Origin of the sequence: Nocardia sp. NPDC004568, assembly GCF_040609955.1 — a bacterium.
Lineage (GTDB): Bacteria > Actinomycetota > Actinomycetes > Mycobacteriales > Mycobacteriaceae > Nocardia.
On record NZ_JBEXLL010000024.1, the window covers coordinates 56,637 to 78,178 of the forward strand.

21 protein-coding genes and 2 pseudogenes are annotated in these 21,542 nt (G+C 70.5%); 12 read left to right on the forward strand and 11 right to left on the reverse strand.

All coding sequences use genetic code 11. The features are described from left to right. Nucleotides 1–41: 41 nt before the first annotated feature. Nucleotides 42–680, reverse strand: coding sequence for a GNAT family N-acetyltransferase (locus tag ABZV91_RS13975; RefSeq protein WP_355240366.1), 639 nt, complete (start codon nucleotides 678–680; stop codon nucleotides 42–44). 33 nt (nucleotides 681–713) lie between these two features. After that, nucleotides 714–1,892: a winged helix DNA-binding domain-containing protein gene (locus tag ABZV91_RS13980; RefSeq protein ID WP_355240369.1), complete on the reverse strand. Its 1,179-nt coding sequence runs from the start codon at nucleotides 1,890–1,892 to the stop codon at nucleotides 714–716. An 81-nt stretch (nucleotides 1,893–1,973) separates the two neighbouring features. Here ABZV91_RS13980 and ABZV91_RS13985 point away from each other — a divergent pair, with 81 nt between their 5' ends. After that, nucleotides 1,974–2,948: a prolyl oligopeptidase family serine peptidase gene (locus tag ABZV91_RS13985; RefSeq protein ID WP_355240372.1), complete on the forward strand. Its 975-nt coding sequence runs from the start codon at nucleotides 1,974–1,976 to the stop codon at nucleotides 2,946–2,948. 14 nt (nucleotides 2,949–2,962) lie between these two features. Here the strand turns inward: ABZV91_RS13985 and hisH are convergent, their stop codons facing one another. The 7 genes from hisH to ABZV91_RS14020 form a co-directional block, all read right to left on the reverse strand. Next, nucleotides 2,963–3,595, reverse strand: coding sequence for an imidazole glycerol phosphate synthase subunit HisH (gene hisH, locus ABZV91_RS13990; RefSeq protein WP_355240375.1), 633 nt, complete (start codon nucleotides 3,593–3,595; stop codon nucleotides 2,963–2,965). Nucleotides 3,596–3,704: 109 nt separating this feature from the next. Continuing rightward, complete coding sequence (gene hisB / locus ABZV91_RS13995) at nucleotides 3,705–4,337, reverse strand: imidazoleglycerol-phosphate dehydratase HisB (protein WP_355240378.1); 633 nt, start codon at nucleotides 4,335–4,337, stop codon at nucleotides 3,705–3,707. A 20-nt stretch (nucleotides 4,338–4,357) separates the two neighbouring features. After that, the gene (locus tag ABZV91_RS14000) at nucleotides 4,358–5,515 is read right to left on the reverse strand and encodes a histidinol-phosphate transaminase (RefSeq protein ID WP_355240381.1); all 1,158 of its coding nucleotides are present in this window, start codon (nucleotides 5,513–5,515) and stop codon (nucleotides 4,358–4,360) included. Beyond that, a complete protein-coding gene (gene hisD / locus ABZV91_RS14005; protein WP_355240384.1) occupies nucleotides 5,512–6,849 on the reverse strand; it encodes a histidinol dehydrogenase in 1,338 nt (445 codons plus the stop codon). Before hisD ends, ABZV91_RS14000 begins: the two co-directional genes overlap by 4 nt. A gap of 98 nt (nucleotides 6,850–6,947) precedes the next feature. Further along, nucleotides 6,948–7,379: a hypothetical protein gene (locus ABZV91_RS14010; RefSeq protein WP_355240387.1), complete on the reverse strand. Its 432-nt coding sequence runs from the start codon at nucleotides 7,377–7,379 to the stop codon at nucleotides 6,948–6,950. A gap of 34 nt (nucleotides 7,380–7,413) precedes the next feature. Then, nucleotides 7,414–8,016: a maleylpyruvate isomerase family mycothiol-dependent enzyme gene (locus ABZV91_RS14015; protein WP_355240390.1), complete on the reverse strand. Its 603-nt coding sequence runs from the start codon at nucleotides 8,014–8,016 to the stop codon at nucleotides 7,414–7,416. Nucleotides 8,017–8,068: 52 nt separating this feature from the next. Next, a complete protein-coding gene (locus ABZV91_RS14020) occupies nucleotides 8,069–9,640 on the reverse strand; it encodes a serine/threonine-protein kinase (RefSeq protein WP_355240393.1) in 1,572 nt (523 codons plus the stop codon). A gap of 267 nt (nucleotides 9,641–9,907) precedes the next feature. Between ABZV91_RS14020 and priA the strand changes: the two genes are divergently transcribed. From priA to hisI, 4 genes are read left to right on the forward strand one after another with little or no spacing between them, the layout of a single operon-like run. Then, entirely contained in the window at nucleotides 9,908–10,639 is a 732-nt protein-coding gene (gene priA, locus ABZV91_RS14025; protein ID WP_355240396.1) for a bifunctional 1-(5-phosphoribosyl)-5-((5-phosphoribosylamino)methylideneamino)imidazole-4-carboxamide isomerase/phosphoribosylanthranilate isomerase PriA, read from the forward strand. A gap of 25 nt (nucleotides 10,640–10,664) precedes the next feature. Continuing rightward, nucleotides 10,665–11,534 carry an inositol monophosphatase family protein gene (locus ABZV91_RS14030; RefSeq protein ID WP_355240399.1) on the forward strand — a complete coding sequence of 290 codons (870 nt, stop codon included), beginning with the start codon at nucleotides 10,665–10,667 and terminating at the stop codon, nucleotides 11,532–11,534. Then, nucleotides 11,531–12,304 (forward strand): imidazole glycerol phosphate synthase subunit HisF, encoded by a 774-nt coding sequence (gene hisF, locus ABZV91_RS14035; RefSeq protein WP_355240402.1) that lies wholly within the window; start codon nucleotides 11,531–11,533, stop codon nucleotides 12,302–12,304. The genes ABZV91_RS14030 and hisF overlap by 4 nt, the downstream gene beginning before the upstream one ends. Continuing rightward, nucleotides 12,304–12,654 (forward strand): phosphoribosyl-AMP cyclohydrolase, encoded by a 351-nt coding sequence (gene hisI / locus ABZV91_RS14040; protein WP_355240405.1) that lies wholly within the window; start codon nucleotides 12,304–12,306, stop codon nucleotides 12,652–12,654. Before hisF ends, hisI begins: the two co-directional genes overlap by 1 nt. Nucleotides 12,655–12,662: 8 nt before the next feature. Here the strand turns inward: hisI and ABZV91_RS14045 are convergent, their stop codons facing one another. Then, nucleotides 12,663–13,154 (reverse strand): MarR family transcriptional regulator, encoded by a 492-nt coding sequence (locus ABZV91_RS14045; protein ID WP_355240408.1) that lies wholly within the window; start codon nucleotides 13,152–13,154, stop codon nucleotides 12,663–12,665. A 144-nt stretch (nucleotides 13,155–13,298) separates the two neighbouring features. Continuing rightward, entirely contained in the window at nucleotides 13,299–13,763 is a 465-nt protein-coding gene (locus tag ABZV91_RS14050) for a peroxiredoxin (RefSeq protein ID WP_355240411.1), read from the reverse strand. 78 nt (nucleotides 13,764–13,841) lie between these two features. Here ABZV91_RS14050 and ABZV91_RS14055 point away from each other — a divergent pair, with 78 nt between their 5' ends. The 7 genes and pseudogenes from ABZV91_RS14055 to ABZV91_RS14085 all read left to right on the forward strand — a co-directional run. Next, entirely contained in the window at nucleotides 13,842–15,440 is a 1,599-nt protein-coding gene (locus ABZV91_RS14055) for an anthranilate synthase component I (RefSeq protein WP_355240414.1), read from the forward strand. Next, a complete protein-coding gene (locus ABZV91_RS14060; RefSeq protein WP_355240417.1) occupies nucleotides 15,437–16,342 on the forward strand; it encodes a TIGR02234 family membrane protein in 906 nt (301 codons plus the stop codon). Before ABZV91_RS14055 ends, ABZV91_RS14060 begins: the two co-directional genes overlap by 4 nt. Nucleotides 16,343–16,485: 143 nt before the next feature. Beyond that, nucleotides 16,486–17,304, forward strand: coding sequence for an indole-3-glycerol phosphate synthase TrpC (gene trpC / locus ABZV91_RS14065; protein WP_039823899.1), 819 nt, complete (start codon nucleotides 16,486–16,488; stop codon nucleotides 17,302–17,304). Continuing rightward, nucleotides 17,301–18,596, forward strand: a complete 1,296-nt coding sequence (gene trpB, locus ABZV91_RS14070) for a tryptophan synthase subunit beta (protein ID WP_355240420.1) — start codon at nucleotides 17,301–17,303, stop codon at nucleotides 18,594–18,596. The genes trpC and trpB overlap by 4 nt, the downstream gene beginning before the upstream one ends. After that, the gene (trpA, locus tag ABZV91_RS14075) at nucleotides 18,593–19,393 is read left to right on the forward strand and encodes a tryptophan synthase subunit alpha (protein WP_355240423.1); all 801 of its coding nucleotides are present in this window, start codon (nucleotides 18,593–18,595) and stop codon (nucleotides 19,391–19,393) included. Before trpB ends, trpA begins: the two co-directional genes overlap by 4 nt. 147 nt (nucleotides 19,394–19,540) lie before the next feature. After that, nucleotides 19,541–20,377 (forward strand): annotated as a pseudogene (gene lgt, locus ABZV91_RS14080) (prolipoprotein diacylglyceryl transferase); the annotation flags it as partial. Nucleotides 20,378–21,173: 796 nt separating this feature from the next. After that, a pseudogene (locus ABZV91_RS14085) lies at nucleotides 21,174–21,503 on the forward strand (TM2 domain-containing protein); the annotation flags it as partial. Between the last annotated feature and the right edge of the window lie 39 nt (nucleotides 21,504–21,542).

Genomic DNA, 21,542 nt, shown 5'->3' on the forward strand with positions numbered 1-21,542 from the left:
CCGGCGGCTCACCACCGGGGTGACGGAGCGCGCTCGCGGAATCAGCAGTCGCGGACCATGGTGCGCTGATGGACCCGCTCGCCCCGGTACCGCAGACCGGGGACCGGTGGAGTGGGGCCGTAGGGGGTGAACCCCATCCGTTCGAAGAAACGCACCGCCCTGGTGTTCTCCACCAGGGTCTGCAGATGGCAGCCCGAGGAACCGGCCGCGGTCAACCGCTCGAACCAGCGATCCATCAGGCCCGCCGCGGCGCCGGTGCCCCGGGCCGAGGGCACCACATTGATGTGCAGATGCGCCGGCCAGCGCGGATCGTGGATCTCACCGGCGGTGGGAGAGCGGCGCAATGCCGTGGCGGCCGCGTCGAAGGCGCTGCGGGCGAAGAACGCGGCCGGACGACGCCGCAGGACCAGGCGGTGCGCCCGGATGGCCTGCGCGATCCGGCCGTCCTCCCCGGGAAATTTCTCGCCGTCGAGGCAGCCGGTGAGGTAGCCGACGAGTACCCCGTCCTCCTCGGCGAGGAACAGCGACTCCGGCTCGTGATCCATATACGGCTCGAGGTAGATCGCGGCTTCCGATTCCGGGTGCCCCCACAAACTCTCGGTCGGGGAACCGGCCCCGGCGCGGGCGAACAACAGCCGCAACGCGTCACGGTCGGTTTCTCGGAAGGAACGAATTCGCATATCGGACAATCTACTTCGCCCGGGCGGCCGGTCTCATGCGGTGAGTTCCCGCTCCAGCGGGGTGCGGAAGCGCGGGATCGGGCGCATCTCACCGAACCAGCCGGCGGCCCGTTCGGCCTCCGCGTCGATCAGCGTGGTGGCGTCCGCGCCGATATCCTCCAGGAGCCGGGTCACGATCTCACCGTCCTTGCGCTGGGCCCAGCCGCCGACGATCCGGCCGTCGCACCAGATGCTCGGCCCGATATTGCCGTTGCGGTCGAACAGCAGTGACCGATGTTCGCCCAGATACCAGGCGCGCGACTGCCAGCCCATCGGAGTCGGATCCAGCGCGGGCAGCAGCGCGGCCCACGGTGACGGATCGGCCACCGGTTCGAGGTCGTCGGCCAGGAGCAGTCCGGTGCCGCCCTCCCACTCGACCTCCACGGTGTCCAGTCCGGCCAACGCCTTGCGCACCTGACCCAGCGTCCACCCGGTCCACCACTTGATATCGCCGATCGGCGCCGGACCGAACGCGCGTAACCAGGCCCGCACCAATTCGATGCGCGCGTCGTCGATCCCGAATTCGCGCAGGGGCCCGGACAACCAGGACTCCACCGGCGCCCAGGAGTACTGGCTGCTCGACCAGCCGCCATTCGGCCGGGCCCGCACGATCCGGCCCTCGGTACCGAGCAGCACCAGTACCCAGCTCGTGATATTCGACGGCCGTGAATACGATTTCTCCGGCGCCGTATCGATCTGTGTGCGCAGTTCGGGGACATCCTTGCTCAGCTGGGCCCCGGTCGCGCTGCCCCGGGCCAGCAGCGCCCGATGGGTACGGTCGGCGACCTCGCCGAGCCACGACGCCGCGTCGCCCCCGCCGATACCCGCCTGTTCCAGATACCGCGCATAGATCCGGCGCTGCTTGGCGGCCAGATCGGCGCCGCAGGCAGCGTGCAGTACGGGGACCAGGTCGACCGGTGCCACGAACATGGTGCGCCGCATGGCCAGCATGCGCACCAGCGACCGGTCCTCGTACAGTGCCCGCTCCACCTGCGCGGGGCCGAGATCGTGACCGCGTGCCGCCACCGACAGGTGCACAGTGGCCGGGTCGGTGGCGTGCAGCACCACGAGCGACCGCACGATCTCGGCCGGGGTGGCGCCGCGGTGGCCGCCGGCGAGCCGGTGCCGGACACCGATCCGTGCCCGGCGCTGCGCGGTACTGATCGAATACATGGCCCGGATGCTAACGGGAGGATCCGACATCGCGCGGCGCGGTTCCTGCGAATGTATACCGGGCCGTGGAATATTCGAAGGATGAGCAGACGCGTGATGAGCTTCCTGGCCGGGGTGCTGTTGGCGACGTCGGCGGCGGCCCTGCCGGCCGCCGCGCCCGCCGGCGCCACCCAGGCGTGCTTGGTCCAGACCCGACCGGTCTCGATACCGGTCGAGGGCGAGCAGGCCACCGGCCTGGTGTACGAACCGCAGGGCTGCGCGCCCGGGAACGCGCTGATCGTCGCGGCGCACGGGCACAAGGGTTCGTCCGCCCAGTACGCCGAGTACGTCACCGCCATCGCCGCGCGTACCGGGACCCCGGTCCTGTCCATGGATATGCGGGGCAGTGCCCAGTGGCGTACGGGGGAGTGGAATCTGTGGGCCGGATGGCAGGACCTGGTCGCCGCGACCCGGTGGTACAAGGGTTCACATCCCGGCGTCGCGCGCACCATTCTGTGGGGCTGGAGTCAGGGCGCGATGACCTCCGGCCTGGCCGCCGCCTACGGCCCCGCCGGACTGTTCGACTACTGGGTCGATACGTTCGGCCCGTCCGATCTGGCCACTCACTGGGCCGGGCCCGCCGCGGATTACCCCGCGCTGCAGGCACAGATCCAGCGGGACGCGGGTAACTGTGTCCCGTTGACCTGCCCGCTCGCCTATGCGGAACGGTCGCCGGCGCTACAGGCCGGCCGGATGGGTATCCGGCATGCCTTCCTCATCCACGGAACCGCCGACGAGGTGGTGCCGTTCGCGGCCAGTACCCAGATGCGGGCCGCGTTGATGCTCGCCGGAAAACCCAGCACGATGTATTCGATCGTGAGCGGGCGCACCCTGAACGGAACGGTCGAACCGGGCCGCCACAATATCGGCCCGGCCCTGTTCGAGGCGGGTTGTGTGGTGGAGCGGCTCGCACTGGGCACCGAACCGCTCGACGGCAACCGGGACTACGTGGTCGATGTCGCCCGCGGCGTCGTGGCCGCGCCCCCGCCGCCGCCGAACGCCAAATGCGCGGCGTAGCGTCCGGCAGCGGATCAGAGCGATTTCACCCAGTTGGACAGTAGCTGTGCCCCGGCGTCCCCCGACTTCTCCGGGTGGAACTGCGTCGCCGACAGCGCGCCGTTCTCCACTGCGGCCAGGAACCGGCCGGTGCCGTACTCGCACCAGGTCAGTCCGGGGGCGGCGAGGTGCTCAGCGGGGGGCAGCTCCCAGGTGCGGGCGGCGTAGGTGTGCACGAAATAGAAGCGGGTGGCGGGGTCCATCCCCGCGAAGAGCACGCTGTCGGCCGGGGCGGTGACGGTGTTCCAGCCCATATGCGGCAGGACCGGTGCGTCCAGTTTGTCGACGGTACCGGGCCATTCCCCGCATCCCTCGGTCTCCACCCCGAACTCCACACCGCGGTCGAACAGGATCTGCATTCCCACACAGATACCCAGGACCGGCCGCCCACCGGCCAGCCGCTGCCCGATGATCCGCTCTCCCCGTACTTCGCGCAGACCGGCCATACAGGCCGCGAAGGCGCCGACCCCGGGGACCACCAGACCGTCGGCGGCCAGCGCGGCCTCGGGATCGGCGGTCACCTCGACCTGTGCGCCCGCCCGGACCAGCGCTCGCTCGGCCGAGTGCAGATTGCCGGACCCGTAATCCAACAGCACCACCGAGGTCACAGCACTGCCTCCGCGGGCGAGGCCTGCGGTCCGTGGTGGCCCGGCATCGCAGGGATCACCTCGGGGGCCGTCCCTGCGGTCGCGGCGGCGGTTTCGCGGTATCGCTCCATCAGAGCGCTCCCTTCGTCGAGGGCACACCCTGGACACGCGGATCGGGTTCCACGGCGGCGCGCAGTGCGCGGGCCACCGCCTTGTACTCGGCCTCGGTCACGTGATGCTGGTCGCGGCCGTAGAGCACCCGGACGTGCAACGCGATCCGCGCATTGAGGGCGATCGATTCGAAGACGTGCCGGTTGAGCACCGTGGAGTACGGCGCCCCGGCGTCGTTGCGGCCGCGGACCGGCGCGCCCGGGATGACAGCGTGCAGCAGGTGATCGGGTTCGCCGGTGTGCACACAGTAGGGCCGTCCCGAGACGTCCACGGCGGCGTGCGCCAGGGTCTCGTCCATCGGGATGTAGGCGTCGCCGAAACGGCGGATGCCCTTTTTGTCGCCGAGTGCCTGCCCGAGCGCCTGTCCGAAGACGATCGCGGTGTCCTCGACGGTGTGGTGCGCCTCGATCTCGATATCGCCGTCGGCGCGCACGGTCAGGTCGAAACTGGCGTGGGTGCCGAGCGCGGTCAGCATATGGTCGTAGAACGGCACCCCGGTGGCGATATCGGTCCTGCCGGTGCCGTCGAGGTCCAGTTCCACCACGATGCTGGATTCCTTGGTGGTGCGCTCCACCCGCGCGGTTCGGTTCATACTCACTTCCGTCTCGGTGCTCAGCTGTGCGCTGTCGGTTCGGTGGCGGCCAATTTCGCGCTGACCCGCAGGAATTCGTCGTTCTCGGCGGCCAGTCCGATGGAGGCGCGCAGATAACCGCCGATCCCGATATCGCGGATGAGCACACCTTCGTCCAGGTAGTGCTGCCAGGCACGCGCGGAATCCGCGAACTTCCCGAACAGCAGGAAGTTCGCGTCGCTGGGGACCACCTCGTACCCCATCTCCGTGAGCGCCCGGGCGACCCGGTCGCGCTGCGCGGCCAGTTCGGCGACGCTCGCCAGTGTTTCGTCGGCATGGCGCAGCGCGGCCCGCGCCGCGGCCTGGGTGACCACCGACAGGTGGTAGGGCAACCGCACCAGCAGCAGCGCGTCGACGACCGCGGGCGCGGCGACCAGGTAGCCGAGGCGACCGCCGGCGAATGCGAACGCCTTGCTCATCGTCCGGCTCACCACCAGCTTGGCCGGGTATCGGTCGATCAGGCCCACGGCGCTGGGCGCGGCGGAGAACTCAGCGTAGGCCTCGTCCACGATCACGATGCCCGGGGCCGCGTCGAGGATCCGGGCCAGATCCGCGGGCGCGATACTGTGCCCGGTGGGGTTGTTCGGGCTGGTCACGAAGACCACGTCCGGCCGGCGTTCGGCGAGGGCGGCGAGGGCGGCGTCGATATCGATCGCGAAATCGGCACCCCGCTTCGCCTCGACCCATTCGGTATCGATGCCCTCGGAGATGATCGGGTGCATCGAATAGGAGGGCACGAAACCCAGTGCCCGCCGGCCGGGCCCGCCGAACGCCTGCAGCAGCTGCTGCAGGATCTCGTTGGACCCGTTGGCCGCCCACACATTGGCCGCGTCCACCGCGACCCCGGTCTGCCGGGTGAGGTAGGCGGCGAGGTCGGCCCGCAGCGCCACCGCGTCGCGATCCGGATAGCGGTGCAGATCGGCGGCCGCGGCCCGGACCGCCTCGGCCACATCGTCGATCAGCGCGCGACTGGGCGGATGCGGATTCTCGTTGGTGTTGAGCTGTACCGGCACGCTGAGCTGCGGTGCGCCGTAGGGGGATTTGCCGCGCAGGTTCTCCCGCAGCGGGAGCGCGTCGAGTCCGATGGCGGATCCGGGAATCGTGGTCGCGGGCGTCGCCGCGGCGTCGGCGGCGGTCACGACAGCGTCTCGAAACGCGCGCGGACGGCCTGGCCGTGGGCGGGCAGGTCCTCGGCGTCGGCCAGCGCGACCACATGTCCGGCCACATCTTTCAGGGCCGTTTCGCTGTACTCCACCACATGGATTCCGCGCAGGAAGGTCTGCACGCTGAGCCCGGACGAATGCCGGGCGCACCCGGCCGTGGGCAGGACGTGGTTGGAACCGGCGCAGTAGTCGCCGAGACTGACCGGCGCGTAGGGGCCGACGAAGATCGCGCCCGCGCTGCGTACCCGCGCGGCCACGGCGGCGGCGTCGGCGGTCTGGATCTCGAGGTGTTCGGCGGCGTAGGCGTTGACCACCCGCAGGCCCTGCTCGATATCGTCGACCAGCACGGTGCCCGATTGGGTCCCGGTGAGCGAGGTGGTGACGCGCTCGGCATGTTTCACCACCGTCAGCTGCGCGGTGAGCGCCGCGTCCACCGCGTCGGCGAGTTCCGGGCTGTCGGTGACCAGCACGCTGGCGGCGAGCACATCGTGCTCGGCCTGGCTGATCAGGTCGGCGGCCACGTGCACCGGATCGGCGGTGGCGTCGGCCAGTACGGCGATCTCGGTGGGACCGGCCTCGGCGTCGATCCCGACCAGGCCGCGGCAGAGCCGTTTGGCGGCGGTCACATAGATATTGCCCGGACCGGTGATCAGATCGACCGGCAGGAGCTCGGTGCCGTCGGTATCGGTCCCGCCGTAGGACAGCAGCGCCACCGCCTGGGCCCCGCCGACCGCCCACACCTCGTCGACGCCGAGCAGCCGGGCGGCGGCCAGGACGGTGGGATGCGGGAGCCCGCCGAACCGCTGCTGCGGCGGCGAGGCCACCACCAGCGATTCCACCCCGGCGGTCTGGGCCGGCACCACGTTCATCACGACACTGGACGGATAGACCGCATTACCACCGGGCACGTACAGCCCGACCCGCTCCACCGGAACCCAGCGCTCGGTCACCGTCCCACCCGGAACCACCTCGGTGGTGGTGTCGGTGCGCCGCTGGTCGGCGTGGACCGCGCGGGTGCGCTCGATCGCGACCTCGAGCGCGGCGCGTACCGCCGGATCCAGCTCGTCCAGCGCCGCGGCGAGCCGCTGCGCCGGCACGCGTACCGCGTCCGGGGTGACCCCGTCGAATTTCGCCCCGAATTCCAGCGCCGCGGCCGCGCCGCGGTCACGGACGGCCTCCACCACGGGGCGCACCTGATGCAGTACCGAGTCCACATCGACACCACCGCGCGGCAGCGCGGTGCGCAGTTGCGCGGTCGTGGGAGTGCGACCGCGCAGATCCACGCGGGCGAGCTCGATACGGGATGTCATGGTGGTTTCGGTCCTTGTCTCCGGCCTGGGTACATCAGCACAGGGTGCGGTTCCAAGCCTAACGGGCCGCTACCACCGAATATCCGCGTGGTCGGTGATCAGGAGATCCGCGTGTAGATGAAATCGAGCCGGTGCTCCCAGCTGCGCGGATCCAGTTCGGAGTCCGAGCGCTCCCAGGTGGCGCGGAATGTGGTCCCCGTCTCGTCCAGGTTCCCGGTGAACCGCTGCGAGTGCCCGGGCGCATCGCGCCACACCCGCCACAGCGGTCCGTCGAAGGAACCCTGGTAGACGCGGTGCTCGCCGAACTGGTCGTAGTGCAGGATGATGAGCCGCTCCTGGTACAGGTCGTCGGCGCCGACGAGCCAGGTCCAGCTGACCCCGGGATCCGGGACCGTGTAGCGGACCACCAGGAACCGGGCGTCGGGCATCCACTCGATCGACGTATGCCCGGTGATATCGGGGTACAGGCTCGTGGTCGTCTTCCATTCACCGACCATCCTGCCCATCGCGGACAGCGCGGACTCGGTCATGTTCGCGTCTCCCATCGGTGGAGCGAACTGATGTTCAGCTGCAGCGGCGACGCAGTTCCGCCACCCCCTCGCCCTCGAGTTCGTCGAGGACCACCGGACGGCCTACCATCGCCAACGCTAGCGCCTCGCCCCGGCCCCGCACCGCAGGACCGGACCCTTTGACCCAGTCGAAATCTGTCGCGGCGAACTGTAACCCCTTCGTATACCGCCCGGGACGGGCGAACGGGTCGGGCCGGTCGAGCACGGCGCGCAACCGGTCGGCGGGGATATCGCGGGTCCGGCCGAGCGGACGGCGGATGTCCTGTTGGTGGACGAGCAGATCGGCGAGGCCGAGGCGGGGCCACCGGCGTGAGACCGATCCCGGGGCCGCGGCGAACTCGGCCAGCAGTTGCGCCGGTGTCCGCCGCGTCCCGATCGCGGCCATGGCGTTGTTGACACCGTCGATGGAGAAGCGGTTGCGTATCGTGATCCCGGCGTACTCGGTGAGCGGGATGCTGTCGTAGCGCAGATGCGCCACCAGCTCCCGCACCCGCCAGCCGGTGCACAGGGTGGGCGCATCCCACTCCGCCTCGGACAGGTCCCGCAGCAGAGCGGTCATTTCGGCGCGCTCGGCGGCGAGCATCCCCCGGATATCCATGCCGCACACCGTAACCCGGCCGGCCCCCGGCGTCCCCGGAGCCGGCCGACGGTCAGCGGGTATCGCTGTCGATCAGCAGGCCGCCGCCGGAACTGATGATCCGCAGGGTCGGATTACGGGTCTGGCCTCCATAACTGAGGTTGTTCACCCGCATATCCACCGAACCGTCGGGGTTGTTGCCCTTGTACGCCTCGATCCGGCTGAAATTGTCCACCGTGCGGGTCGACCAGTACTGCTGGAACTCCTGCTGGCTGCCGTACACCTGCTGCGCGGCGGGGGTGAGCAGCGACCACGAACCGGCGGGATCGAGATAGAACTGTTCGATCAGCTGGCCCGCCTGGACCCATTCGACCGAGCCGGTGCTGACCGTGGAACCGAGCGCCGGACCGCTGGCGGCCGGGATGTCGGGCGACTCCGAGACGGTGGCGCTGGTCGAGGTGTCCGCCTGCGCCGAACCGCTGTCGCCGGAATCGGTGGAGTTGAAGAACAGCACGCCGCCGACGACCGCGGCCCCGGCGATACCACCGATGACCACCGCGCGTTTGACCCCGCCGTTGCCGCCGGATTTCCGCGCGACCGGCTGGGTGCTGGTGGGCGGATGGTTCGCCGGCCGGCGCGGGGGGCGGGATTCCTGTCCGTTGCGCGCCGCCGATCGTGGTGCCGGCCGGCGCCGCGGCGGAGTGTCCTCGGCCGGGCCGTACCGGCCGGGCGCCGGGGATTCCATGGTGCTGACCGCGGCGCCGCCGTGGCCGTTGCGGTCGTGGCCGTTGCGATCGAAGGCTTCCCGGGCCGGGACGAAGCCGGCGTGCTCGGAGGCGGCGCCGTCGTAGCCCGCGAACCGGGCCAGCGCCTCCCGGGCCTCGCGCATGGTCGGCCGGTCCCGTGGATCGGAGCTGAGCAGGTCCAGCACGAAATCGGTGGCGGGCCCGGCATTCTGCGGTTCGCTGACCTGACCGTTGGCCGCCGCGTAGAGCACCTTGAGCGGATTGCCGGAGCCGAACGGCGGCTCGCCCTCCAGCGCGTGGAAGAGCGTGGCGCCCAGCGCGAAGACGTCCGCGGCCGGGGTCGGATCGGAGCCGCGTGCCACCTCCGGCGCGAGATAGGCGGCGGTGCCGCAGATCAGGCCGGTTTCGGTGAGTGTCACGTCGCCGGTGGCGCGGGAGATGCCGAAATCGGTGATCTTCACCGTGCCGTGATCGTCGAGCAGCACATTGCCCGGTTTCACGTCACGGTGCACGATGCCGGCCTGATGCGCCGCGATGAGCGCCGAGGCCACCTGTTCGCCGATCCGGGCGACCTGCGGTAGCGGCAGCGGACCCTGCGCCGACAGCACCTGCGCCAGACTGCGCGATTTCATGTACTCCATCACCAGGCACGGATCGCCGCCGTGTTCGGTGATGTCGAAGACCACGATGGCATTCGGATGCTGGAACCGGGCCGCGTTGCGGGCTTCCCGGGTCGCGCGCTGGCGGAGCACATCGCGCTCCGCGGGCGGCAGACTGGGTTTGATGTGGATCTGCTTGATCGCCACCGACCGCTGCAGACGCTCGTCGACGGCACGCCAGACCACGCCTGTGCCGCCGCTACCAATCTGCTCGACCAGGCGGTAGTGATCCGCGATCAACTGACCGGTATCGATGGCGCCTACTCCGAACCTTCTCGAAATCGTGACATGCCGCGTCCTTGACCACTCACGCGTTCGGGACGAGTGTAGCGGGCACCTCGACCGCCCCAGTGGGTGATGTCACCTTAACGGGCGGCCGTCGGCCGGGTTGCGCCGGTCCACCGGTGGCGGGCGAACCCCGGGCTACCGTTCGGTTGTCCGATGCCGGGCTGTCCGGTGCCGACTGCGGATGGGTTGCGCCCGGCCGCACCCACTAGGCTGTTCCGAGTGAGTCTTGTGCTGCTGCCCGCTGTCGATGTCGCCAATGGAGAGGCCGTGCGCCTGGTACAGGGCGCGGCGGGCAGTGAAACCAGTTACGGTTCGCCCCGCGACGCGGCCCTGGCGTGGCAGGAGGCCGGCGCCGAATGGGTCCATCTGGTCGACCTGGACGCGGCGTTCGGCCGCGGATCCAATCGGGAGCTACTCGCGGCGGTCGTCGGTGAACTGGATGTGGCCGTCGAACTGTCCGGCGGTATCCGTGACGACGCGTCGCTGAAGGCCGCGATGGCCACCGGCTGCGCCCGGGTCAACCTCGGCACCGCCGCGCTCGAGGATCCGCAGTGGTGCGCCCGGGCGATCGCGGAGTACGGCGAGCGGGTCGCGGTCGGGCTGGATGTGCAGCAGATCGACGGGGAGTACCGGCTCCGCGGCCGCGGCTGGGTCAGCGACGGCGGCGATCTGTGGGAGGTACTGGAACGCCTGGAACGCGACGGCTGCTCCCGCTACGTCGTCACCGATGTCACCAAGGACGGCACCCTCACCGGCCCGAACCTGGACCTGCTGCGTGAGGTGTGCATGGCCACCGACGCGCCGGTGATCGCCTCGGGCGGGGTGTCGGCCCTGGCCGACCTCACCGCGATCGCCGAACTGGTGGACGACGGTGTGGAGGGGGCGATCGTGGGCAAGGCTCTGTACGCGGGCCGGTTCACCCTCCCCGAGGCGCTGGCCGCCGTCCGTTGAACCGCGATGATCGGGGCCTGAAGCGATGACCGGGACAGACAGCGAACTGGCCGCTCTGCTGGCGACCGCCGCCGAGGTCCTCGACGGCGTGAGCGCACGGTTCCTCGAGGGCCGGGGCGCGCCGAGCGCGGTGGCCAAGGGGTCGCGCGACTTCGCCACCGCACTCGACCTGGAACTCGAACGCACCATCTCCGCGCGGCTCGTCGAGCGGACCGGTATCGAGGTGCACGGTGAGGAGTTCGGCGGTCCCGCGCTCACCAGCGGTACCGCCTGGGTCCTGGACCCCATCGACGGCACCTTCAATTATTCGAACGGGCATCCGCTCACCGGGACCCTGCTGGCGCTGGTCCGCGACGGGGAACCGGTCCTCGGCCTGGCCTGGTTCCCGCCGCTGGGCCGCCGCTACGCCGCGATCGTGGGCGGGCCACTCCTGCTCGACGGTAAACCGCAGCCGCCGCTGGCCCCGGCCGTGCTGGACGAGGCGATGATCGGTTTCGGCGCCTTCAACATCGAATCCACCGGCCGGGTGCCCGGACTGTTCCGGCATCGGGTGCTCGGTGCGCTGAGCGCGCTGTCCTCGCGGGTGCGGATGCACGGCTCCACCGGAATCGACCTGGCCTTCACCGCCGAGGGCACGCTCGGCGGTGCGATCGTCTTCGGTCACCACCCCTGGGACAACGCGGCCGGCGCGCTCATGGTGCGGTGCGCGGGTGGGGTGGTCACCGACCTCGAGGGCGTGGACTGGACCATCGAATCCGGTTCGGTGCTGGCGGCCGCGCCGGGTGTGCACGCCGAACTGCTGGATATGATCGCCGCGACCCGGGGCAGCGGGTACACCCCCGTGTTCGACCGGGTGGATACGGCCGGCCCGCGTGGTGGGGAGGGAAACCTGTGACTCTTGCGACTCGTGTGATCCCGTGCCTGGACGTCGATTCCGGGCGGGTGGTCAAGGGCGTGAACTTCCAGAACCTGCGCGATGCCGGTGACCCGGTGGAACTCGCGGCGGCCTACGACGCCCAGGGTGCCGACGAACTCACCTTCCTCGACGTCACCGCCTCCAGCGGCGACCGCGGCACCATGCTCGATGTGGTGACCCGGACCGCCGAGCAGATCTTCATCCCGCTCACCGTCGGCGGCGGGGTCCGCACCGTCGAGGACGTGGACCGGCTGCTGCGCGCGGGAGCCGACAAGGTCTCGGTCAATACCGCCGCCATCGCACGACCCGAGGTGCTGCACGAGATGTCGCAGCGATTCGGGTCGCAGTGCATCGTGCTGTCGGTGGACGCCCGGACCGTGCCCGGCGGGGAGCCGCCCACGCCCTCTGGCTGGGAGGTCACCACGCACGGCGGGCGCCGCGGCACCGGTATCGACGCGGTCGAATGGGCGATCCGCGGCGCCGAACTCGGAGTGGGGGAGATCCTGCTCAATTCGATGGACGCCGACGGCACCAAAGCCGGTTTCGACCTGCGCATGATCGGCGCGGTCCGGGCCGCGGTCTCGATCCCGGTCATCGCCTCGGGTGGGGCGGGCGCGGTGGAGCATTTCGCCCCGGCCGTGCACGCCGGTGCCGACGCCGTACTGGCCGCGAGTGTGTTCCACTTCGGTGACCTCACCATTCCGCAGGTCAAGGACGCCATGCGCGCGGCGGACCTGGTGGTGCGGTGATGGATCAGATCCTCGATCCGGCGATCGCGGCCCGGCTCAAACGCAACGAGGCCGGGCTGGTGGCCGCGATCGCACAGGAGCGCGCCACCGGCGAGGTCCTGATGATGGCCTGGATGGACGACAATGCCCTGGCCCGCACCCTGGCCACCCGCCGGGCCACCTACTATTCGCGGTCGCGGCAGCAGTACTGGGTGAAGGGCGAAACCTCCGGGCACACCCAGTACGTCCACGAGGTGCGGCTGGACTGTGACGGCGACACCGTGCTGCTGATCGTCGACCAGGAGGGCGCGGCCTGCCATACCGGTACGCATACGTGCTTCGACAGCGACGTCCTGCTGGCCGGAGAGTAGGCGGTAGGTCAGCGCCGCGAATCCGAGGCGGTGGGCCGGCCGGATCGCCCGAGTACCGTTTCCAGGTGGGTGGTGAGGGTTTCGCCCAGGCCGGCCAGGGCCGCGGTCTGCTCGGCGTCCAGGCCTTCGAACACCAGCCGGCGCACCACGTCCATATAGCCGGGTGCGGCCTCCACCACTTTCTGGTGGCCCTCCGCGGTGAGCAGGGCCACCACCCCGCGCCGTCCGGTGGCGGCCGTGCGGGTCGCCCACCCCATGCGCTCGAGCTTCGACACCACATGGGACAGCCGCGATAGCGATGAGTTAGCTCTTTGGGCCAGTTCGCTCATCTGCAGCCGCCGGTCCGGCGCCTCCGACAGCAGCGTGAGCACCCAGTACTCGAAATGGGTGACACCGGATTCTCGCTGCAGGTCGGTGTCCAGAGCCCCCGGCAGGCGGTTCAACAGTGCGACCACCGCGCGCCAGGCGCGTCCTTCGACCGGGTTGAGCCAATCCGTCACTTGTCCGCCTTCTCTCCACCCCGGCGACGATTGCGGCAGTGGTCGCTCGGCTATGGAGAGTTTGCCACGACTTCGCTCGGTCGTGTGGCATCTCGGAAACGAAGGTGAGTTCATTCACAGGGCACCCGCGGGCCCCGCGGTGGATCAGGCGTCGGCGCGGTCGCGGAGGAATTCCAGCGCCTTGTCCGCGTGCACACTGGCGCGCAGTTCACTGCTGATCACGGTCAGGACGCGGCGATCGGTGCCGATCACGAAGGTATGCCGTTTCACCGGCATCCATGTGCCCAGCAGGCCGCGTTTGACTCCGTATTGCTCGGCGACCGTGCCGTCGGCGTCGGAGAGCAGCGGATATTCCAGTCGGTGCGCTCCCGCGAACCCGGCCTGCACATCCACCGCGTCGGCGCTGATCCCGGCGCAACTCGCGCCGAGCGCGGCGAATTCGGCGGTGAGATCACGGAAATGGCAGGCTTCGGCGGTGCACACGGGTGTGTTCGCGGCGGGGTAGAAGAACAGGGCGAGTGGCCCGTCGGCCAGCAGGGAGTCCAGGGAGCGGAGCGTGCCGCTCTGATCCGGGAGTTCGAACGAGGGGGCGGGCGAGCCGATCTTCATACCCGGACAGTACCTGCGACGGCGCATCGTGCGGGGTGCGTCGCGAGGCCTTCGAGCGGAACTGGAATGATAGGGCGAATGCACGGCGCGCCCACTCCCGCGACTACCTCCCGCGAGCAGTTCCTCGAACTCGCCGCCGAACACCGGGTCGTCCCCGTGACCCGGAAGGTGCTGGCGGATTCGGAGACTCCGCTGTCGGCCTACCGCAAGCTGGCCGGTGACCGAGCGGGGACCTTCCTGTTCGAATCCGCGGAGAACGGCCGATCGTGGTCACGCTGGTCGTTCATCGGCGCGGGGAGCCCCTCCGCGCTCACCGCCGTGGACGGCGCCGCCACCTGGCTCGGCGCGACCCCGGCGGGCGCGCCCTCGGGCGGCGATCCGCTCGAGGCGCTGCGCGAGACCCTGGAACTGCTGCGTACCGAGCGGCTACCCGGGTTGCCGCCGCTGACCGGCGGAATGGTCGGTTATCTCGGCTACGACGCGGTGCGCCGTATGGAGCGGCTGCCCGAGCACGCGCTCGACGATCTGCGGCTACCGGAGATGGTCCTCCTGCTGGCCACGGACCTGGCCGCGTTCGACCACCACGAGGGCGCGATCACCCTGATCGCCAACGCGGTGAACTGGAACGGCACCTCGGAGAACGTCCACGCGGCCTACGACGACGCCGTCGCCCGGCTGGACCGGATGACCGCCGCGCTCGGCGCGCCCGCCCCCTCCACGGTCTCGGTGTTCGATCAGCCCGAGCCGCAGTTCCGGCGGGCCCGTACGCCGGACGAGTTCGGTGCCGGCGTGCGTCGCCTGGTCTCCGAGATCGAGGCCGGTGAGGCGTTCCAGGTGGTGCTGTCGCAGCGCTTCGAGATGGACTACGGCGGCGCGCCGATCGATCTGTACCGGATGCTGCGCGCGGCCAACCCGAGCCCCTACATGTTCCTGCTGCACATCCCGGACGGTGACGGCAACACCGCGTTCTCCATCGTCGGGTCCAGCCCGGAGGCGCTGGTGGCGGTGCAGGACGGTGTCGCCACCACACATCCGATCGCGGGTACCCGGTGGCGCGGCGCCACCGAGGAGGACGATCTGCTGCTCGAGAAGGGCCTGCTGGCCGACGAGAAGGAGAACGCCGAACATCTCATGCTCGTCGATCTCGGGCGTAACGATCTGGGCCGGGTGTGTGTCCCGGGGACGGTGCGGGTCACCGAATACCGGCACGTCGAGCGGTACAGCCATGTGATGCATCTGGTCTCCACGGTCACCGGGCGGCTCGCCCCGGGCAAGATCGCCCTGGACGCGGTGCGCGCGTGTTTCCCGGCGGGCACGCTCTCCGGGGCGCCCAAGGTCCGTGCCATGCAGCTGATCGAGGAACTCGAGCCCACCCGGCGTGGGGTGTACGGCGGGGTGGTCGGCTACCTCGATTTCGCCGGCGACGCCGATACCGCCATCGCCATCCGGACCGCCCTGCTCAAGGACGGGACCGCCTATGTGCAGGCGGGCGCCGGGGTGGTGGCCGACTCCGAGGCCGAGTACGAGGACACCGAATCCCGCAACAAGGCGATGGCCGTACTGCGCGCCGTCGCCGCCGCCGAAACGGTGCGCGCCTTCGACGAGGGGACCGAGGCCGGCCCGCGCCGGGACGGGGATCGGGAATCCGCCGCCTCGGTGCCCGGGGGCGGCGTATGACGGGGGCCGGCGATCCGGCCGCCGGCCCGGAATCCGAAGATACGCGCGGCGCGGCCCCGGACGGGTCCGGCACCGCCGCGACCCCGCGGCCACTCGACTGGGGCGACGAGGAACCGCTCACCGTGTCGGCCGGGCCCGCGCCGGGGAGCCGGTATCCGGTGCCCGCGATCGGGTTGCTCGCCGTGGCCGCGGCCGCGCTGTGGGGGTCCTCGCGACTCACCTGGGTCACCGTCACGTCGGCGGACGGGCTCACCGAACCCCGGACCGACGAACTCGTCGGCGGCACCTGGTTCGGCGCGCTGACTCCGCTGGCGCTCGTGCTGCTCGCCGCGATCGCCGCTGTGGTGGCCACCCGCGGCTGGGTGCGCCGGCTGGTGGGGGTCCTGGTGGCGTTGATCGCCGCGGTGACCGCCGTTCCGGCGCTGGCGCTGCTCACCGGGTCCGGGGCGACCGAGCAGCGGTCGGCGGCGCTGGCCGAGCTGCCCGGCCGGGCGCAGGTCCAGGAGCTGGTGACGACGCCGGGCGCGGCCGTGCTCGCGCTGGCCGGGGCGGTGGCCGCATTCGGCGCCGGGTTGCTGCTGGCCCGGATGCCGGCCGGTACGAAGCAGCTCTCCGGCAAGTACGACGCCCCCGCCACCCGTAAGGCGGCGGCGACGCGAGCGGTCCAGGAGGAGACGGCCGGGGGGCCGCTGCCGGAACGGGTGCTGTGGGATGCCCTGGACGCCGGCGCCGACCCGACCGATTCCGCGGACGCGGAGTCGGCGGCGCCGGGCGACACACCGGACACGCGCGATACCCATTCCGAGTCTTCGGGAAACATTTCCGGTGCGGCCGGAGGCGGCGAGAACCGGCCCGGTACGGCCGGAAAAGCGGATTCGAAGGAATCCGGCGACGCCCCCTAGCAGGTCGGCCGGGGCGGTGTGATCCGCCCCCGGCGTCACGGCGCCGCGCGCTTCCATTTACTCTTGTTCAGCATCGGTGAGACATCGCCTGGGGGAATCCTGCAGGCAGTAACTCGCGTCTCCCCAGAAAGGATTCGAGCCAGATGACGGTACTCGACTCGATTCTCGACGGGGTCCGCTCGGATGTAGCCGCTCGGGAAGCGGTGCTGGACTTCCCGGCGGTGAAGGCAGCGGCCGCCGCCGCGGCCCCGCCGCTCGATGCGAAGGCCGCCCTTCTCGAAGACGGTATCGGCGTGATCGCCGAGGTGAAGCGGGCCAGTCCCTCCAAGGGGGCACTCGCCGAGATCATCGATCCGGCCAGCCTCGCCAAGGCCTACGAGGACGGTGGCGCCCGGGTGATCAGCGTGCTCACCGAGGGCCGCCGTTTCCACGGATCGCTGGACGACCTGGACGCGGTACGCGCCACGGTGAACATTCCGGTCCTCCGCAAGGATTTCGTCGTCGGCCCGTACCAGATCCACGAGGCCCGCGCCCACGGCGCCGATGTGATCCTGCTGATCGTCGCGGCGCTGGAGCAGGACACCCTGGCCTCGCTCATCGACCGCACCGAATCGCTCGGGATGACCGCGCTGGTCGAGGTGCACACCGAGGAGGAGGCCGATCGGGCGCTCACCGCGGGTGCCACGGTCATCGGCGTCAATGCCCGGAATCTCAAAACCCTGGAGGTCGATCGGGACTGCTTCTCCCGGATCGCGCCGGGCCTGCCCACCGAGGTCATCCGGATCGCCGAATCCGGAGTCCGCGGTACCGCCGATCTGCTCGCCTACGCCGGTGCGGGCGCCGACGCGGTACTGGTCGGCGAGGGTCTGGTCACGAGCGGCGACCCTCGCGCGGCGGTCTCCGAACTGGTCACCGCGGGCACCCACCCGTCCTGCCCCAAACCGGCCCGGCGGGGGCGATGATGGCCCCGGGTGGTCCCTCGTCCACCAGCGCGCCGCTGCCCGCCGCGAGCCGGGGGGTGGCCCAGCGCAGCGAGCACGAACCCGATGCGGGCGGCCATTTCGGCGTCTACGGTGGCCGGCATGTGCCCGAGGCGCTGATGGCGGTGATCGAGGAGGTCACCGCCGAATACGACAAGGCGCGGCTGGACCCGGACTTCCTCGCCGAACTGGACCGGTTGCAGCGCGACTACACCGGCCGTCCGTCGCCGGTCTTCGAATGCGTGAACCTGGCCGAGCACGCCGGTGGTGCGCGCATCCTGCTCAAACGCGAGGACCTGAACCACACGGGTTCACACAAGATCAACAATGTGCTCGGCCAGGCGCTGCTCGCCAAGCGGATGGGCAAGACCCGGATCATCGCCGAGACGGGCGCCGGACAGCACGGTGTCGCCACCGCCACCGCGTGCGCGCTCCTGGGCCTGAAGTGCATCGTCTACATGGGCGCCGTCGACACCGCGCGACAGGCGCTCAATGTGGCCCGGATGCGTTTGCTCGGCGCCGAGGTCATCTCGGTGACCCTGGGCTCGCAGACACTCAAGGACGCGATCAACGAGGCGCTGCGCGACTGGGTCACCAACGCCGACGACACCTACTACTGCTTCGGCACCGCCGCCGGACCCCACCCCTTCCCGGTGATGGTCCGCGATTTCCAGCGGGTCGTCGGACTCGAGGCCCGGGCCCAGGTGCAGTCGCTGACCGGGCGTCTGCCCGACGCGGTCACCGCCTGTGTGGGCGGCGGCTCCAACGCCATCGGCATCTTCCACGCCTTCATCGACGACCCCGGTGTCCGGCTGATCGGATACGAGGCCGCCGGTGACGGTGTGGAGACCGGACGGCACGCGGCCACGTTCGCCGGCGGCTCCCCGGGCGCGTTCCAGGGCGCCTACTCGTACCTGCTGCAGGACGAGGACGGTCAGACCATCGACTCGCATTCCATCTCCGCCGGGCTGGACTACCCCGGGGTCGGCCCGGAGCACGCCTTCCTGAAGGACATCGGCCGCGCCGAGTACCTCCCGATCACCGATACCGCCGCGATGGACGCCCTGCTGCTGCTGAGCCGCGCCGAGGGCATCATCCCGGCCATCGAATCGGCGCACGCGGTCGCCGGCGCGATCGAGCTCGGCCGCGAACTCGGTGAGGGCGCGACCATCCTGGTGAACCTGTCCGGTCGCGGTGACAAGGATATGGACACCGCCGCCCGCTGGTTCGGGCTCTTCGACGATCCGGACACCGGCAAGGAGAACGGTCAGTGAGTTCCGATTCCCGACTCGGCCCCACCTTCGCCGCCTGCCGGGCCGAAAACCGGGCCGCTCTCATCGGATACCTGCCCGCCGGATACCCGGACCTCGCGGGATCGCGGCAGGTCGTGCGGGCGATGGTCGAATCCGGTTGCGATATCGTCGAAGTCGGTGTCGCCTATTCCGATCCGGTGATGGACGGGCCCACCATCCAGGCCGCGGCCGATCAGGCGCTGCGCGGCGGGGTCCGGGTGCGTGATGTGTTCTCCGTGGTCGAGGCCGTGACGAGTGCGGGCGCGCAGGCCGTGGTGATGACCTACTGGAATCCGGTGCTCAAATACGGTGTGGACCGGTTCGCCCGCGACCTGGCCGCGGCCGGCGGTGCCGGGCTGATCACCCCGAATCTGATCCCGGAGGAAGCCGGCGACTGGTTCGCCGCCTCCGACGCCCATCACCTCGACCGGATCTTCCTGGTCGCCCCGTCCTCCACCGAGGAGCGGCTGGCCTCCACCCTCGAGGCCAGCTCCGGTTTCGTCTACGCCGCGTCCACCATGGGTGTCACCGGCGCCCGGGACGCCGTCTCGACCATGGCGCCGGCGCTGTGCGCCCGGATCCGTGAGCACAGCGAGATTCCGATCGGTGTGGGCCTGGGAGTGCGCTCGGGCGCCCAGGCCGCGGAGATCGCCGCGTACGCCGACGGCGTGATCGTCGGGTCCGCGCTCGTATCGGCGGCGGCGCAGGGTCTGGACGCGGTTCGCGCCCTCACCGGCGAGCTGGCCGGCGGCGTGCGGGCGGCGGCTGTCGCGTCCTGAGCCGGGCGCCGCTCGTGACACACGGGTGGAGCCCGTACTCGCTCGGATAACCGGCTCGACTACGGTGGCCCCGTGACCGTTATCGCCGCACCGGATACCGTCGCGACCGCCGGGACCACCGGCGGCGCCGTACCGCACGCCGCAGATCTGCTGGCCTACCTGCCCAGTCCGCCGCAGGGCGTCTGGGAGATCGGGCCGTTCCCCCTGCGGGCGTATGCGATCTGCATCATCATCGGCATCATCGTCGCCATCTGGTGGGGCGAGAAACGCTGGCAGGCCCGCGGCGGCGAAGCCGGTACCGTGCTGGACGTCGCGGTCTTCGCCGTCCCGTTCGGGCTCGTCGGCGGACGCCTCTACCACGTCGCCACCGACTGGCAGAAGTACTTCGGCGCCGACGGCAACCCGATGGACGCGCTCAAGATCTATCAGGGTGGGCTCGGCATCTGGGGCGCTGTCTTCTTCGGCGCCATCGGTGCCTGGATCGCCTGCCGCATCTACAAGATCCCGCTGCCCGCGCTCGGTGACGCCGTCGCCCCCGCGATTCTGCTGGCACAGGCCATCGGGCGGCTCGGCAACTACTTCAACCAGGAACTCTACGGCCGGGAGACCGATCTGCCGTGGGGCCTGGAGATCTACCTCCGGTTCGACGACTCGGGCCGGCTCGACATGATGAACGGGGTCTCCTCCGGCGAGGTGCATTCGATCGTGCACCCCACCTTTCTCTACGAGCTGATCTGGAACGTGCTGGTGGTGGTCGCGCTGGTACTGATCGACCGGCGTTTCCGGATCGGTCACGGCCGGTTGTTCGCCCTCTACGTGGCCGGTTACTGCTTCGGCCGGTTCTTCGTCGAACTGATGCGTGACGACGAGGCCACGCAGATCGCGGGTATCCGGATCAACTCGTTCACTTCGGGTCTGGTGTTCCTCGCCGCGGTCGCCTATGTCCTGTTCGCGACCAAGGGGCGTGAAACCCCCGAGCAGCTGAGCCCGGACGCGGCCCCCCGGCCGTGGCCGTGGCAGCTGGGCGCGTTGCGTGCGGCGGGTGCGGCCGGCGCGGCGGGGGTGGCGGCCGCGGAACCCACCGACGAGGCGGACGAGGATCCCACCGACGAGGCGGACGAGGATCCCACCGACGAGGCGGACGAGGATCCCACCGACGAGGCGGACGAGGATCCCACAGACGTGGCGAGCGAGGACCCCGCCGGCGCGGCGAGCGAGGAGTCCACGGGCACGCCGAGCGAGGACCCCGCCGGTGCGGCGGCCGAGGGCGCCGACGAGGGCGCGGACACCGGAACCCCCGGCGCCGCATCGTCTTCCGGGCCGGGAGCGCCCGGCGAACCCGTGCGGAACGAATCGGGTGCCGCGGACTCCGGTGCGGTAGCGGCGAAGTCCGGTTCGGCGACGGTGGAGTCGGCGGCGACCGCGACCGGGTCATCCGATGATCCGGCGGCGGAGAAGGACGGCGAAGCGGCCGAATCCGCCGCCCCGCGAAATAAATAGGACTCCGTTCGGCGGGCGGTGCGGGCGTCTGGCAGCATCGTGGCGGAGGGGAGGCGACACCAGGTTGTCTTCCGCTGCCGGGGGCACCGATCGAGGAGGAACGATGACCGATCCCTACCAGCAGGGCGGACCGCAGTACGGCCCACCCGGAACCGGGCCGGACCTGAGCAAATCGCCCGGTGCGCCGGGCTACCCGTCCCAGCCGCAGCCGCAGCCCTACCAGTCCTATCCGTCGCAGCCGCAGCCGTATCCGCCCCAGGGCGGCCAGTACGGGGCGCCTCCCGGTTACGGCCAGCCGCCGGCCGGTTACGGCCCGCCGATGGGTCCCGGCGGGTACAACCCGATGGACCCCGAGGCGCCCTACGGCCGGGATATGAACGGTGTCCCGTACTCGGACAAGCAGAAACTGACCGCGGGTCTGCTGCAGATCTTCCTGGGCGCGTTCGGTGCGGGACGGTTCTACATCGGCGATACCGGTATCGCGATCGCCCAGATCGCGGTCACCTGGCTCACCTGTGGTTTCGGTGGTATCTGGCCGCTGATCGACGGCATCATGATGCTCACCGGCAGCGTGCAGGATCCGCAGGGGCGCCCCCTGCGCGAGAACTGACCCACCACGCAGTGTCCGCAGACCCCCGGCGCCGCCGGG

Bases quoted from the DNA above. Each gene is read 5' to 3' on its own strand.
- ABZV91_RS14010 (WP_355240387.1), bottom strand. From the start codon at position 7,379: ATGACCGAGTCCGCGCTGTCCGCGATGGGCAGGATGGTCGGTGAATGG.
- trpB (WP_355240420.1), top strand. From the start codon at position 17,301: ATGATGGCCCCGGGTGGTCCCTCGTCCACCAGCGCGCCGCTGCCCGCC.
- ABZV91_RS13980 (WP_355240369.1), bottom strand. From the start codon at position 1,892: ATGTATTCGATCAGTACCGCGCAGCGCCGGGCACGGATCGGTGTCCGG.
- ABZV91_RS14060 (WP_355240417.1), top strand. From the start codon at position 15,437: ATGACGGGGGCCGGCGATCCGGCCGCCGGCCCGGAATCCGAAGATACG.
- ABZV91_RS14055 (WP_355240414.1), top strand. From the start codon at position 13,842: ATGCACGGCGCGCCCACTCCCGCGACTACCTCCCGCGAGCAGTTCCTC.
- ABZV91_RS13975 (WP_355240366.1), bottom strand. From the start codon at position 680: ATGCGAATTCGTTCCTTCCGAGAAACCGACCGTGACGCGTTGCGGCTG.
- ABZV91_RS14050 (WP_355240411.1), bottom strand. From the start codon at position 13,763: ATGAAGATCGGCTCGCCCGCCCCCTCGTTCGAACTCCCGGATCAGAGC.
- hisD (WP_355240384.1), bottom strand. From the start codon at position 6,849: ATGACATCCCGTATCGAGCTCGCCCGCGTGGATCTGCGCGGTCGCACT.
- ABZV91_RS14015 (WP_355240390.1), bottom strand. From the start codon at position 8,016: ATGGATATCCGGGGGATGCTCGCCGCCGAGCGCGCCGAAATGACCGCT.
- ABZV91_RS14030 (WP_355240399.1), top strand. From the start codon at position 10,665: ATGACCGGGACAGACAGCGAACTGGCCGCTCTGCTGGCGACCGCCGCC.
- ABZV91_RS13985 (WP_355240372.1), top strand. From the start codon at position 1,974: ATGAGCAGACGCGTGATGAGCTTCCTGGCCGGGGTGCTGTTGGCGACG.
- trpC (WP_039823899.1), top strand. From the start codon at position 16,486: ATGACGGTACTCGACTCGATTCTCGACGGGGTCCGCTCGGATGTAGCC.
- hisI (WP_355240405.1), top strand. From the start codon at position 12,304: ATGGATCAGATCCTCGATCCGGCGATCGCGGCCCGGCTCAAACGCAAC.
- hisB (WP_355240378.1), bottom strand. From the start codon at position 4,337: ATGAACCGAACCGCGCGGGTGGAGCGCACCACCAAGGAATCCAGCATC.